This window comes from Chitinophaga sp. CF118, assembly GCF_900112615.1.
GTDB lineage: Bacteria > Bacteroidota > Bacteroidia > Chitinophagales > Chitinophagaceae > Chitinophaga.
This window is the reverse complement of sequence record NZ_FOMK01000001.1, coordinates 811,993-825,436: the sequence shown is the minus strand read 5'-3', so window position 1 is coordinate 825,436 and position 13,444 is coordinate 811,993. Positions and strand designations below refer to the sequence as shown.

Here is a 13,444-nt window from a genome sequence, read left to right as displayed (position 1 = left end):
AAAGTTTAAGCGAAGCAAAATGGCTGAAGAAAAGAAACTTTTTAAGGTTAAGATTGATGGTATCCCTGTGGAAGTGGAGCCGGGCACTACTATTCTGAATGCTGCCCGCCAGATAGGAGGAGATATCGTGCCGCCTGCAATGTGTTACTATTCCAAGCTGCAGGGTAGCGGTGGTAAATGCCGTACCTGCCTGGTAAAAGTAAGTAAGGGATCTGAAGCAGATCCGCGCCCTATGCCTAAACTGGTGGCCAGCTGCCGTACTACTGTAATGGATGGTATGGAAGTAGCCAACATCACCTCTCCCGAAGTGTTGGAAGCACGTAAAGGTGTGGTGGAATTCCTGCTGCTCAATCATCCTCTGGATTGCCCTGTGTGCGATCAGGCGGGAGAATGTCACCTGCAGGATCTGGGTTATGAACATGGTGCAGATGGTACCCGCTATGAATTTAAACGCCGTGAGTTCGAAAAGATAGATATCGGCGATAAAATACAACTACACATGACGCGCTGCATCCTCTGCTACCGTTGTGTGTTCACCGCAGATCAACTGACCGAAACCCGTCAGCATGGTATTCTTGGCCGTGGAGAAGCATCTGAGATCAGCACTTACATTCATAAATCACTCGATAATGAATTTATCGGTAACGTGATTGATGTTTGTCCTGTAGGTGCGCTGACCGATAAAACTTTCCGTTTCAAAAACCGCGTATGGTTCCTGAAACCGGTAGATGCTCACCGTGATTGCGAAAATCCAAAATGCTGTGGTAAAACTGTACTCTGGTTACGTGGAGATGAAGTGTTCCGTGTAACTGCCCGTAAAGACAAATACGGTGAAGTGGAAGCGTTTATCTGCGATACCTGCCGGTTTGATAAAAAAGAGACGAAAGACTGGATTGTGGAAGGTCCACGTAAAGTTGACCGCCACAGTGTAATCTCTCAGGGTCAGTACGTAGGTGTACACAAACCTAAAGATGCATTACCGGAAGTTCTGGATGGTCGCCAGCCTAAGCTGATGATGAACATTCATAACATCAGTCAGGTGAACCGTCCGGAGATAGACCTTTCCAGGATAGAAGGGCCTGCACACTCTGATGATTTTAAAAATTAACGAGCATATTTTAAAAGCATAATAGATGACAATAGATTGGGTGTTTATTCTGGAAAAGGTCCTGCTGATATCAGGAGTCCTGGTAGTATCACTGGTAGTAGCCATGTATTCTACCTGGGGCGAAAGAAAAGTAGCTGCTATTATCCAGGACAGAAGAGGTCCCAACAGAGCCGGGTTTATGGGTTTGTTCCAGCCGCTGGCAGATGGTGGTAAACTGTTCTTTAAAGAAGAGATCATCCCTACAAACTCTAACCGCTTTCTGTTCATACTGGGTCCTTCCCTGGCAATGATGATAGCGTGTATGACCAGTGCTGTAATTCCTTGGGGAGATACCCTCACCATTGCCGGACATAGCTTTTCATTACAGATAGCAGACATCAATATCGGTATCCTGTACATCTTTGGCGTTGTGAGCCTTGGTGTATATGGTATTATGCTGGGTGGATGGGCTTCCAATAATAAATATTCTTTGCTGGCATCTGTACGTGCAGCTTCCCAGATCATTTCCTACGAACTGGCTATGGGGTTGTCGCTGATCGCGTTACTGATGATGACTGGTACACTGAGTATCAAAGAGATCGTTGAACAGCAGCGTCATACTTACTGGAATGTTGTTGCTCAGCCACTGGGCTTCCTTATTTTCTTAGTATGTTCTTTTGCAGAATGTAACCGTTCCCCATTCGACTTACCGGAAGCGGAAAGTGAACTGAATGGTGGTTATCATCTGGAATATTCTTCCATGAAACTTGGATTTTACCTGTTTGCAGAGTATATCAACATGTTTATCAGCTCAGCGCTGATGGCTAGTTTATACTTCGGCGGGTATGCTTTCCCTTACATGGATAAGATGGGACTGGATCAGAATATAGTAACCATATTGGGTACTGTAGTGTTCTTTATAAAGATCATCTGCTTCCTGTTCTTCTTTATGTGGGTACGCTGGACTATTCCAAGATTCCGTTACGATCAGCTGATGCGTTTGGGCTGGAACATTATGATCCCGCTGGCACTGGTGAATATGCTGATCACAGGAGCAGTCATTTTATGGCAGCAGTCACATTGATTAAAGACTTTTTAAAAAGCATTATATGCAAGCATTAACGAACAGGGCAAAACCGGTAGACCGCAGGCCGATGACTTTCACAGAAAAGCTCTATCTGCCGGCTATTGCCAAAGGGATGGTGATCACGTTTAAGCATATCTTCCAAAAGAAAGAAACCATAAGTTATCCGGAACAGAAACGTAAGTTTAGCCCGGTTTTCCGTGGTTTGCATGTATTAAACCGGGATGCGGAAGGACGTGAGAATTGTACTGCCTGCGGTTTGTGCGCCGTATCCTGCCCGGCAGAAGCCATCACGATGGAAGGAGCTGAAAGAAAACCAGGTGAAGAACATCTGTACCGTGAAGAGAAATATGCAGCCCGTTATGAAATCAATATGCTGCGTTGCATCTTCTGTGGTTTTTGTGAAGAGGCTTGTCCTAAAGACGCTATTTATCTTACAGAAACATTTGCACCTTCTAACTACAACCGTGAAAGCTTCATTTATGGTAAGGAAGATCTGTTGATCCCTATGCCTGGTGAAAAGAAGAAAGCATAAAAGAAAGAAAACACATTAGTCAATTATAGCAATGGGAATGAGTTTACAACAAATAATTTTCGGGGTACTTTCTGTCATCTCGCTTGTATCTGCCCTTGGGGTAGTATTGAGTAAGAATCCCGTTACCAGCGTTCTTTGTCTTATAGTAACCTTCTTTACCATAGCCGGGCATTACATTATGCTGAATGCACAGTTCCTGGCAGTGGTACATATTATTGTATACGCAGGTGCTATCATGGTACTGTTCCTCTTTGTGATCATGCTTATGAACCTGAATGCAGAAATAGAACCGCAGAAACGTAGCTGGTTGAAATATGCCGGTGCTATCAGCGGCGGTGCATTGCTGGTGGTTCTGCTGGCTGCATTACGTGAAGCCAGTGTTCCTTCCCTGAAGCCGGAATCTACAGATATTGGGTTAATCGCCAATCTTGGTAAAACATTATTCAGTCAGTATGTTGTTCCTTTTGAAGTGAGTAGCATCCTGTTCCTGAGTGCCATGGTAGGTGCTGTAGTAATAGGAAAGAAAGAGGACTAATTCTATCATCAGAAATTTACAATCAAAATAAGATGCCTGTTCAATATTACATTTTCTTAAGCATTGCACTGTTCTGTATAGGTGTTATGGGTGTGCTGATGCGCAGGAATGCCATCATTATATTCATGTGTGTGGAGCTGATGCTGAATGCTGTGAACCTGCTGATGGTTGCCTTCTCTAAAATGTGGGCAGATGCTGGCCGTGTGGATGCGGGTTCTGCACAGATCTTTGTATTCTTTATTATGGTGGTGGCTGCTGCTGAAGTAGCTGTAGGACTGGCCATTATCGTGATGGTGTACAGGAACTCCCATTCAGTGGATATAAATATAATGAACAGATTGAAGAATTAGCAGCAATGTGAGGGCTAATTGTAACTGTAACTTGTAATCGTCGTAAATCAGATTGTATAAATGATTAATCTCGTTTGGCTGGTACCATTTTTACCATTATTAGGATTCCTGGTGAATGGATTGGGAAGAAGATACCTCTCCAAATCGCTGGCAGGTATTGTTGGAAGCGGGGCTGTACTGGCAGCTTTTGTTATTAGCCTGCTGATATTCCTGGAAGTGAAGCAGCCAGGATTCCAGGCACAGGTTGTAAGCCTGTTCGATTTTATCTCAGCGGGTAGCCTGCAAATTCCATTTGCATTCCAGGTAGACCAACTGAGTGCTTTGTTCCTCCTGATTATTACCGGCGTTGGTACGCTGATCCATATTTACTCTACTTCTTACATGCATGATGAAACCAGCGAAGGGTTTGCACGTTACTTTGCATACCTCAACCTGTTCATTTTCTCCATGCTTATATTAGTACTCGGTGCTAACTATGTAATGATGTTCATCGGCTGGGAAGGTGTAGGATTATGTTCTTACCTCCTCATCGGTTTCTGGTATAAAAACACCAATTACAACAATGCCGCCAAGAAGGCTTTTATCATGAACCGTATCGGTGACCTTGGCTTCCTGCTGGGTATTTTCATGATGATCGTAAACTTCGGTAGTGTTACTTTCCCTGAAGTATTTGAAAAAGCTGCTGCACTCGGTGCACACAGCGCTGTGATTCCTATTATCGCTATCCTGCTCTTTGTAGGTGCAATGGGTAAATCAGCACAGCTTCCTTTATATACATGGTTACCAGATGCAATGGCGGGTCCTACTCCCGTATCTGCACTGATCCATGCTGCTACGATGGTAACAGCAGGTATCTACATGATAGCCCGCAGCAACATTCTTTATACACTGGCTCCCTGCATACAGACTATCGTAGCAGTGGTTGGTCTGGCTACAGCAGTACTGGCAGCTTCTATTGCATTAAAACAGGATGATATCAAAAAAGTGCTGGCTTATTCTACAGTAAGTCAGCTGGGGTATATGTTCCTGGCACTTGGCGTAGGCGCTTACACTACAGCTGTGTTTCACGTAATGACACATGCATTCTTCAAAGCATTATTGTTCCTGGGTTCCGGTTCTGTGATTCATGCAATGGGTGGGGAACAGGATATCCGTAAAATGGGTGGCCTGAAAAAGTTCATGCCAGTTACCAACATTACTTTCCTGATCGGTTGCCTGGCTATTTCCGGTATTCCTGGTTTATCAGGGTTCTTCTCCAAAGATGAAATTCTGTCCAGCACATTTGAGGTGAATAAGATCATGTATGTGATTGGACTGATCACCGCGCTGATGACAGCCTTCTATATGTTCCGTTTATATTACATGACTTTCCAGGGTAAATTCCGTGGCACACATGAACAGGAACATCACCTGCATGAAAGTCCTGCAGCAATGACCTTCCCGCTGATTGTACTGGCTACCTTATCTGTATTTGGTGGTTACATAGGATTACCTGAAGTATTCGGTGCTAAAAACTTACTTGCAGAATATCTCGCTCCTGTATTCGCACCTTCTGTACCATTTGCAGAAGTGCATCACCTGGAGCACAATACTGAATGGATACTGATGGGATTGAGTTCCGTTCTGGTGATCATTACTATTTTCATTGCGCGTAGCTTGTTCCGCAATTATCAGGATACTGGTGTACAACGTACCGGTTTCGCTAAAGTGCTGGAAAACAAATGGTATGTAGATGAATTATATGATGCGATCATTGTAAAACCTCTGATAGGACTAAGCCGTTTCTTTGAAGATGCAATAGAAAAATCGGGAATAGACAGGTTGATCAATGGGGTGGGCCGTAGTGTTTCCTGGGGTAGCCAACAGGCACGTTTATTACAGAATGGCCAGGTTGGGTTCTACATCTTTGCCATGGTGATAGGAATGGTTATTTTATTTGTGATCGGGTTTTTATTGAAATAAAAGGAACTAAGCGTACGATAAATTATGTTGACAGTATTACTCATATTAATTCCTCTGGTAGCGGGCCTGGTCACATTTGGTCTGAAGGGGTCGGGCCCTAAAACGCTGGGTTTGATAGCATCTGTAGCTTCGCTGGCAGTAACAGTGGGTGCCTTGTTCCAGTTTCGGACAGCTCCGGAAAGCCTGCAGCTTACCGCCAGCTGGATCCCGCAACTGGGTGCTAATTTCAGCGTAGGTCTGGATGGAATGGGAATGATGCTTTGTTTACTCACAGCCATTTCTTTCCTGCTGATCTTTATAGTTATTTATAACCGGAATTATGAGCGTTCCAATTGCTTCTATGGCCTTATGTTGCTTTCACAGGCAGGGCTTACAGGTGTTTTTACCGCTTATGATGCAATGCTGTTCTACGTTTTCTGGGAACTGGCACTGATCCCGGTATATTTCCTCTGCTCTCTCTGGGGCGGTGAGAAACGTATTCCTGTTACTTTCAAGTTCTTTGTATACACCTTCGCAGGTTCTCTGTTGATGCTGGTAGGAATAATTTACATCTACCTGCAATCACCAGATAAGTCATTCAGTTATGCCAGCTTTACAGCAGGTAGTATTGATGCACATGCACAATCATGGTTATTCTGGCTTTTCTTTGCCGCCTTCGCGATCAAGATGCCAGTATTCCCTTTCCATACCTGGCAGCCGGATACATACGAACAATCACCCACTCCTGTTACAATGGTACTTTCCGGTATCATGGTGAAGATGGGACTGTTTGGTGTAATGCGCTGGTTACTGCCTGTATTACCGAAAGGCGCTGATATGTGGTCTGATGCAGCGATTGTACTGTCTATTATCGGTATTGTTTATGCTTCCTGCATTGCCATCGTTCAATCTGATTTTAAACGCCTGATTGCTTATTCTTCTATCGCGCATATCGGTTTAATGAGCGCTGCTATTTTTGCTAATAACGAACAGAGCCTGCAGGGTGTGCTGATCCAGTTATTCAATCACGGTATCAACATTATCGGATTGTGGATCATTGTAGAGATCATCCAGGACCGTTTGAAGGTGAAGAACCTGAACGATCTGGGAGGTATAGCACAATATGCGCCCCGTATGGCCATCTTCCTGGTAATTATCAGTCTTGCAAATATCGGCTTACCGCTTACCAATGGATTTATCGGTGAGTTCCTTATGTTCAGTGGTTTGTTCCAGTTTAATCCCTGGTTTATGGCAGTAGCCGGACTGGGTGTTATCCTTGCAGCAGTATACACACTCAACATGGTGCAGAAAGTGATCTTTGGTGAAAGTAACCAGCTTACCGCAACTACTACAGATCTGAAAGGAAATGAAATGCTGGTATTAAGTATTATAGTAGTGATCATTATTGCATTGGGAGTGTATCCTAAACCAATGCTGGATCTGGTAAGCAGCACTACGGAATTGGTTAATAAGGTTTATTAAAAAGGTTTTCGTAACACAGGAATATGAATGCATTAATATTTACTGCTTTATCGGGTGTTGTAATGATGTTTGCGGGTTTATTTGTTCGCAATAAGCAGCACATTAAATTTATTGCCATAGCGGCGTTGCTCATTACGTTCGGCGCTAACCTGGCAGAATTATCTACCATCGCAGCAGGCAGCCGCACCGTATATGGTATGATCACTATCAGTAATTTCAGCATATTATTCAACGCAGTAGCTTTTGGTGCTACGTTGTTATTCTTCCTGTTGTCTGGTAGCGCGTTTGAAAAAGTAGGAGAACATGTTTCCGACTATTTTGCGCTGGTCTTTTTTATCTTGTCTGGTATCACGCTGGCATCTTCTTTCAGCAGTTTATTAATGCTTTTCCTGGCAATAGAAATCATTTCTATTCCGCAGTATATCCTGGCGGGCAGCGATAAAAAGAATCCAAAGAGTAATGAAGCTTCCCTGAAGTATTTCCTGATGGGTTCTTTCTCTACCGGTATCCTGCTGATGGGTATCACGCTCATCTACGGAGCTACTGGTACATTTAATATTAACGAATTAGGTTTGGGAGAAGGTGAAGTTAGTCCACTGGCACTCTGCGGTATTATCCTGCTGGCCTTTGCATTATCTTTCAAAGTTTCTGCCGCTCCCTTTCATTTCTGGACACCAGATGTGTATGATGGTTCACCTACCGTGTTCACCTCTTTCATGGCGACTGTAGTAAAAGCTGGTGGTTTCATCGCTTTTATCCGCATTTTCCATATTGCTTTTGCAGGTGGTGTAATCAGTGAGCACTGGCAGTTGCTTTTATCTGTTATTACTGCAGTTACCCTCATCATCGGTAACTTTACAGCAGTATTCCAGCAGAGTGTAAAGCGTATGCTGGCTTATTCCAGTATTGCGCAGGCAGGCTTTATGCTGCTGGCTGTTATTGCACTGAACGATCTGGCTACCAAAGGGATCATCCTGTATGCCGCTGCCTACAGTGTTGCTACCATCGGCATATTTGCAGTGCTGATCAAATTAAAAGATTACACTTTTGATGGTTTTAATGGCCTGGCACGCACACAACCGCTGCTGGCTGTTACTACTACTATATTCCTCTTTTCACTGGCAGGTATTCCGCTCACGGCAGGTTTCTTTGCTAAGTACTTTGTACTGGCAGCCGCTGTACAGCAGGGTAATCTCCTCTGGCTGGTAATAGTTGCAGTGCTTTGCGCGGCAATCAGCGTGTACTACTATTTCAGGGTGATTATTGCCATGTATTTCAAACAGGGCGAACCGCAGACAGCGGAAATTACCGGTGGTTTCAAATTCCTGCTGGTTCTGACTGCTGCTATCGTAATTATTCTGGGTGTTTTCCCCGGACTGTTACTTCAACTGATCTGATCTAAAATTATTGCATTATAAAAACGACAATACCGGCCACATGGCCGGTATTGTTCTTTGGTGGTGGTGCTGCTTTTCAAACGACACGGTCGCTGTAAGATTATCATGCAACAGAGTTGCCGTGCATGGCGACCGCTTGAAAAAATTCTCCTTCTTTTTCTGTAATTCTATCCAATAACGTGAGCTGATTTCCTGCTCTTACCAGGTTATGTTTTTCATATTTCGCGCCATAGTAGGCATCATCATTCAGGTAGTCTGTTAAGAAACGGATACATTGCATATACACCATAAACTGGCCAGCATAGATCATATGCCGGATCTCTGTATGACTAAGTTCATTTTTCAATTCGCCCAGGTATCCATCTACTATTGCTTTAAAATATTCTTCTCTTGCTGTTATCTTGCTGAAATCAGCTTCTTCTTCATTGGCCGGCGACAGATATGTACGCATCATATCTCCAAAATCACTGATAAAATAACCTGGCATAACTGTATCCAGGTCAATCACACAAAGCCCATTACCGCTTTTATTGAACAACACGTTATTGATCTTGGTATCATGATGCATCACCCGTATCTTAAAATCGGGATCCAGCCTGATTTTTTCGAAGGTAGTTGTGATAAAACTGTACCTCTGGATGGCTGCGATCATACCTGCCGATTCTTTGATCCTTGAAGGATTACCATTTTTAACTGCCTTCTCGAACTGTTCATAACGCAGGGTGAGATTATGAAAATCAGGTAAAGTCATCTGGATAGCAGCAATGTCCAGTCCTGACAGCAGCCGGGTAAATTGTCCAAACTGTCTGGCAGCTTCAAAAGCGAGTTCCACATTCATTACCACATCATAACTTACAGAATCCGGAACAAAGGGTTGTAACCGGAAATACTCACCGTTTTCTGTAATGACCAACCCTTTATTATCCAGCGTTTGTACCGGTTCCACAAAGAAGTACTCAGGATGATGGAGGTTCAGGTGTTCTCCTATATGTTTGATATTCTGTGCTATCAATGCCGGATTCTTAAATACCTGGTGATTAATCCTTTGCAGGATGTACGCCCGGTTTCCACATGTTACTTTCCAGGTGGTATTAATGAGGCCACTACCAAAAGGTTGAATATTACATTCATCTGCCACTAATCCATAAGCTGCCAATATCGTAGCCTGCATGTTGTTGATTGAAAGATTGCTGATATCCCAAACTTATGAATTAGATCAATAGAGTGCGTGCGCAAACGGTTGCGCAAAATTTATTTGCCGGGAGCCAGTACAAGACGGGAGTCGAGTGTAACGGTGTGAAAAGTAGGGGAAACGCTTTTCCCGGATAGTAATTCAAGTAGTATTTCGGTAGCTTTTTGTCCCTGCTGGTAGGGATATTGCTCCACAGATGCGATAGGAGGATAGGCCATATAACTGCTGAGAGGAAGGTTAGCATAACTCACGAATGTAATATCCTTATTGATTTCCAGCTGCTGCTCCAGTGCATATTGTACAGCATCCTGTGATACATAATCATTAAAAGCCACTATAGCGGTAACCTTTCTTTTATGGGAGAGTAATTGCTTCATAGCCGCACGGGTACCTTCTTTGGTAAGGTCCGAAGTTATTATCAGGCTGGCATCGAACTTCAGCCGGCGTTTCTGCATAGCCTGCTGATAGCCGGTAGTTCGCTGCTGACTGGCAATCAGCTTTTCGGGCCCATTGATCATACCTATCACCCGGTGACCTTTTTCCAGCAGTAATGATACTGCCTGCAAGGTACCTGACTGCATATTACAGGCTACATAATGGATTTTTTCCAGGTTGGGAATCCTGTCAAAGAAAACCACCGGGATATCATATTTCCCGAGCATTTCAAAGTGTGCATAATCCGCTGTATTCTTAGCAATAGATACCAGTAACCCGTCCACCCGGTGATTTTTCATAATCTCCACAATCTTCTTTTCCCGCGCCTCATCATCGTGCGATTGCCCCAGGAGTACCATATAATTACTTTTATTGGCCGTATCCTCAATGCCGCTGATGGCAGCAGAAAAAAAGGCTTCAGACAGCTCTGGCAATACAATTCCGATGGTAAAGGTTTTTTTTTGCTGGAAGAAGATGGCCGTCTGGTTAGGTTCGTAATGTAATGCTTTGGCCAGTTCCTGCACCTGCATGCGGGTCCGGAGCCCAATACTGGGGTGGTTGTGCAGCGCTCTTGAAACTGTTGATTTAGCCAGATTCAGCCTTTTTGCAATCTCTTTTATGGTAGGAGGATTCGCCATCGGCCATTTATGGAATAAAAGTAGCGGAAAAAAAGTTTTTATTAACTTTAAATCATGCAATCCCGAGACATCTTTTCCCTCGCATATCGCTCTGTTAGCGCAAACCGTTTGCGCACCGGGCTTACCATTGCAATTATCGCATTTGGTATCATGGCCCTGGTGGGCATCCTTACTGCCATCGATAGTATGAAAGGCAGCATTTATAGTGGCTTTGCCAATATGGGAGCCAACAGCTTCTCCGTGCAAAGCCGGGCTTTAAGAATCCGTATAGGAGGAGGAGAAGGTGCTACCAAAGGAAACAAAAAGGTGAAAGTGAAAGCGTCCAACAGTAATATTCCTATTACTTATTCGGAAGCAGTGGCTTTTAAAAAGCGGTATACTTTCCCGGCATCTGTAAGCCTTTCATTAGTAGCTACTACAAGTACTACTGTATATAGGGGGGAGAAAAAAACGAACCCTAACGTGCGTATGATTGGCGGAGACGAGAATTATCTGCAGTTATCCAATTATGATCTGAAAGATGGTCGTAATATAAACCTGCTGGATGTAGAGTCTGGCCGTAATGTGGTGATTATAGGAGAGGACGTTGCCAAAAAGCTGTATGGAGATAACCGTAAGAATATCGTTAACAGCATTATACGGGTGGGGAATGTACGTTATCGTGTAATAGGCGTGCTGGCACCTAAAGGCAGTGGTGGATTTATGAGTGCAGATAATGTGGTGATCACAACTGTGAATAATACACGCAGAATCTTTGACCGGCCGAATGCATCCTACAATGTAGGCGTTTCAGTAAAAGATGTTACCAGGATGGAGGCCGCCGTAGGAGAGGCCACTGGCTTGCTGAGAATCATCCGGCACCTGCACCTGAATGAAGAAGATAATTTTTATATCAGCAAAAGCGACAGTATAGCGGAAATGCTGTTTGGCATTTTGAGCAAAGTGACAATTGCCGCTGCTATAATCGGCTTCATCACCCTGTTTGGCTCAGCCATTGGGTTAATGAATATCATGCTGGTATCAGTAGCTGAACGTACACGCGAAATAGGTGTTAACAAAGCATTGGGGGCTACCAGTGTTGTGATCCGCCGGCAGTTCGTATATGAGGCTATCATTATCAGTATGTTGGGTGGCGTGCTGGGAGTTATTCTGGGAATGTTGGTAGGAAACCTTGTTTCTGTATTACTGAATACCAGTTTTATAGTACCATGGATCTGGATATCCCTGGGCATACTGCTTTGTGCAGCGGTGGGACTTATTTCAGGTATTTACCCTGCAATTAAGGCATCCCGTCTGGATCCGATTGTTGCATTACGTTATGAATAAAAGGCAGTTGCCAACATTTAATATTGATTCATGGTTTTATGCACCGTTTTACAGCTCCTGCATGAGTGGGTTGGGCCTACATTTGCGCCGCTGGTAGTCGTTTTTATCTCAATTTTGTTCTTGATATTCCTGGTGGCCTGGCTCCGCCTGAATACATTCATCTCTTTTCTGCTGGTGTGCCTTTTCATGGGACTCACTTTAGACATGAAGATTTCAGATATCACACAGTCTGTTCAAACAGGTATCGGTAAAACCCTTGGGTCGCTGGTGATCATTATTGTTTTTGGCAGTATGCTTGGCAAACTGGTGGCGGAGAGTGGTGCTGCACAGCGCATTGCCAATGGACTAATGAATGTATTCGGCCGCAAATATGTGCAATGGTCATTAATGTTGACCGGCTTTATTGTAGGAATTCCTCTATTTTATAACATCGGGTTTGTACTGATGGTGCCGCTTATTTTCACGGTAGCGGCCCGTACAAAACTCCCTGCGGTATACCTTGGTATTCCTATGCTGGCCTCATTATCTGTTACACACGGTTACCTGCCGCCGCATCCTTCTCCTACAGCACTGGTGGGTACCTTTCATGCAAATATGGGCCTCACACTGTTGTATGGTCTGCTGGTGGCCATCCCATCTATCATACTGGCCGGACCGGTATTCAGCCGTTTCCTTAAAAAGTACACACAGGAGCCAGCAAAGCTTTTTACCATAGTACCCATACCGGATGAAGAACTGCCAACTATGAGCAATAGTATTCTGGCAGCCTTACTACCAGTGATCCTGCTGGCAGGTACTGCTTTGTTGAAATTAGTGGTGGCACCTGAAACAGTATGGTTTAAAATCGCTACCTGGCTTGGGGATCCTGTGATCGTGATGTTACTGGCTGTACTGAATGGCGTATACATACTAGGTATTCGCAGGGGTACACCTGTGAAGAAAGTAATGAGTTTACTGGATGAGGCCATCAAAGATGTGTCTGTGATCATCCTCATTATAGGTGGTTCCGGAGCACTCACACAAATGCTGCTGGACAGTAAAGTGAGTGGAGCAATTGCTACAAGTTTGCAACATATGCATATGAATCCGTTACTGCTCGCCTGGAGCATAGCGGCATTGATTCGGGTAAGTGTAGGTTCTGCTACTGTGGCAGGATTAACAACTGCAGGTATTATAGCGCCTCTTGTGGTTGGCTCTACAATTAACCCATCCCTGATGGTATTGGCCACAGGAGCCGGCAGCCTGATGTTCTCCCATGTAAATGATGGAGGTTTCTGGATGTTCAAGGAATATTTTAACTTATCAGTAAAGGATACCTTTAAAACCTGGACGGTCATGGAAACAATTGTATCTGTTGTGGGGTTGTTAGGTTGTCTGTTAATGAGTCTCTTTGTTTAATACTTTTAATTTCGGGATTGCAATAATAACTTTAAGCTATAAAA

The 13,444-nt window shown here is 44.0% G+C and carries 12 protein-coding genes; 10 read left to right on the top strand and 2 right to left on the bottom strand.

Annotation, left to right across the window (positions count from 1 at the left end; translation table 11 throughout):
- Positions 1–19 precede the first annotated feature (19 nt).
- The 8 genes from BM176_RS03170 to BM176_RS03135 are packed head-to-tail and all read left to right on the top strand — an operon-like array spanning position 20 to position 8,411.
- The gene (locus BM176_RS03170) at positions 20–1,108 is read left to right on the top strand and encodes an NADH-quinone oxidoreductase subunit G (protein ID WP_090099455.1); all 1,089 of its coding nucleotides are present in this window, start codon (positions 20–22) and stop codon (positions 1,106–1,108) included.
- A gap of 25 nt (positions 1,109–1,133) precedes the next feature.
- Positions 1,134–2,171: an NADH-quinone oxidoreductase subunit NuoH gene (gene nuoH / locus BM176_RS03165; RefSeq protein ID WP_177230278.1), complete on the top strand. Its 1,038-nt coding sequence runs from the start codon at positions 1,134–1,136 to the stop codon at positions 2,169–2,171.
- Positions 2,172–2,196: 25 nt separating this feature from the next.
- Positions 2,197–2,706, top strand: coding sequence for an NADH-quinone oxidoreductase subunit NuoI (gene nuoI, locus BM176_RS03160; RefSeq protein ID WP_090099454.1), 510 nt, complete (start codon positions 2,197–2,199; stop codon positions 2,704–2,706).
- Positions 2,707–2,743: 37 nt separating this feature from the next.
- Positions 2,744–3,241 carry an NADH-quinone oxidoreductase subunit J family protein gene (locus tag BM176_RS03155; protein WP_090101584.1) on the top strand — a complete coding sequence of 166 codons (498 nt, stop codon included), beginning with the start codon at positions 2,744–2,746 and terminating at the stop codon, positions 3,239–3,241.
- Between the two features lie 32 nt (positions 3,242–3,273).
- Positions 3,274–3,591: an NADH-quinone oxidoreductase subunit NuoK gene (gene nuoK, locus BM176_RS03150; RefSeq protein ID WP_089779627.1), complete on the top strand. Its 318-nt coding sequence runs from the start codon at positions 3,274–3,276 to the stop codon at positions 3,589–3,591.
- A gap of 60 nt (positions 3,592–3,651) precedes the next feature.
- Positions 3,652–5,553: an NADH-quinone oxidoreductase subunit L gene (gene nuoL, locus BM176_RS03145; RefSeq protein ID WP_090099452.1), complete on the top strand. Its 1,902-nt coding sequence runs from the start codon at positions 3,652–3,654 to the stop codon at positions 5,551–5,553.
- Positions 5,554–5,577: 24 nt separating this feature from the next.
- Entirely contained in the window at positions 5,578–7,014 is a 1,437-nt protein-coding gene (locus BM176_RS03140; protein ID WP_090099450.1) for a complex I subunit 4 family protein, read from the top strand.
- Between the two features lie 23 nt (positions 7,015–7,037).
- Positions 7,038–8,411: an NADH-quinone oxidoreductase subunit N gene (locus BM176_RS03135; protein WP_090099448.1), complete on the top strand. Its 1,374-nt coding sequence runs from the start codon at positions 7,038–7,040 to the stop codon at positions 8,409–8,411.
- 103 nt (positions 8,412–8,514) lie between these two features.
- On the opposite strand, the gene BM176_RS03130 is transcribed toward BM176_RS03135, so the two are convergent.
- Both BM176_RS03130 and BM176_RS03125 read right to left on the bottom strand, forming a co-directional pair.
- The gene (locus BM176_RS03130) at positions 8,515–9,582 is read right to left on the bottom strand and encodes a phosphotransferase enzyme family protein (protein WP_090099446.1); all 1,068 of its coding nucleotides are present in this window, start codon (positions 9,580–9,582) and stop codon (positions 8,515–8,517) included.
- Between the two features lie 80 nt (positions 9,583–9,662).
- A complete protein-coding gene (locus BM176_RS03125) occupies positions 9,663–10,676 on the bottom strand; it encodes a LacI family DNA-binding transcriptional regulator (RefSeq protein WP_090099444.1) in 1,014 nt (337 codons plus the stop codon).
- Positions 10,677–10,730: 54 nt separating this feature from the next.
- On the opposite strand from BM176_RS03125, the gene BM176_RS03120 reads away from it, so the two are divergent.
- Positions 10,731–12,002, top strand: coding sequence for an ABC transporter permease (locus BM176_RS03120; RefSeq protein WP_090099440.1), 1,272 nt, complete (start codon positions 10,731–10,733; stop codon positions 12,000–12,002).
- 30 nt (positions 12,003–12,032) lie between these two features.
- Positions 12,033–13,400 (top strand): gluconate:H+ symporter, encoded by a 1,368-nt coding sequence (locus tag BM176_RS03115; protein ID WP_090099438.1) that lies wholly within the window; start codon positions 12,033–12,035, stop codon positions 13,398–13,400.
- The last annotated feature ends 44 nt before the right edge of the window (positions 13,401–13,444 follow it).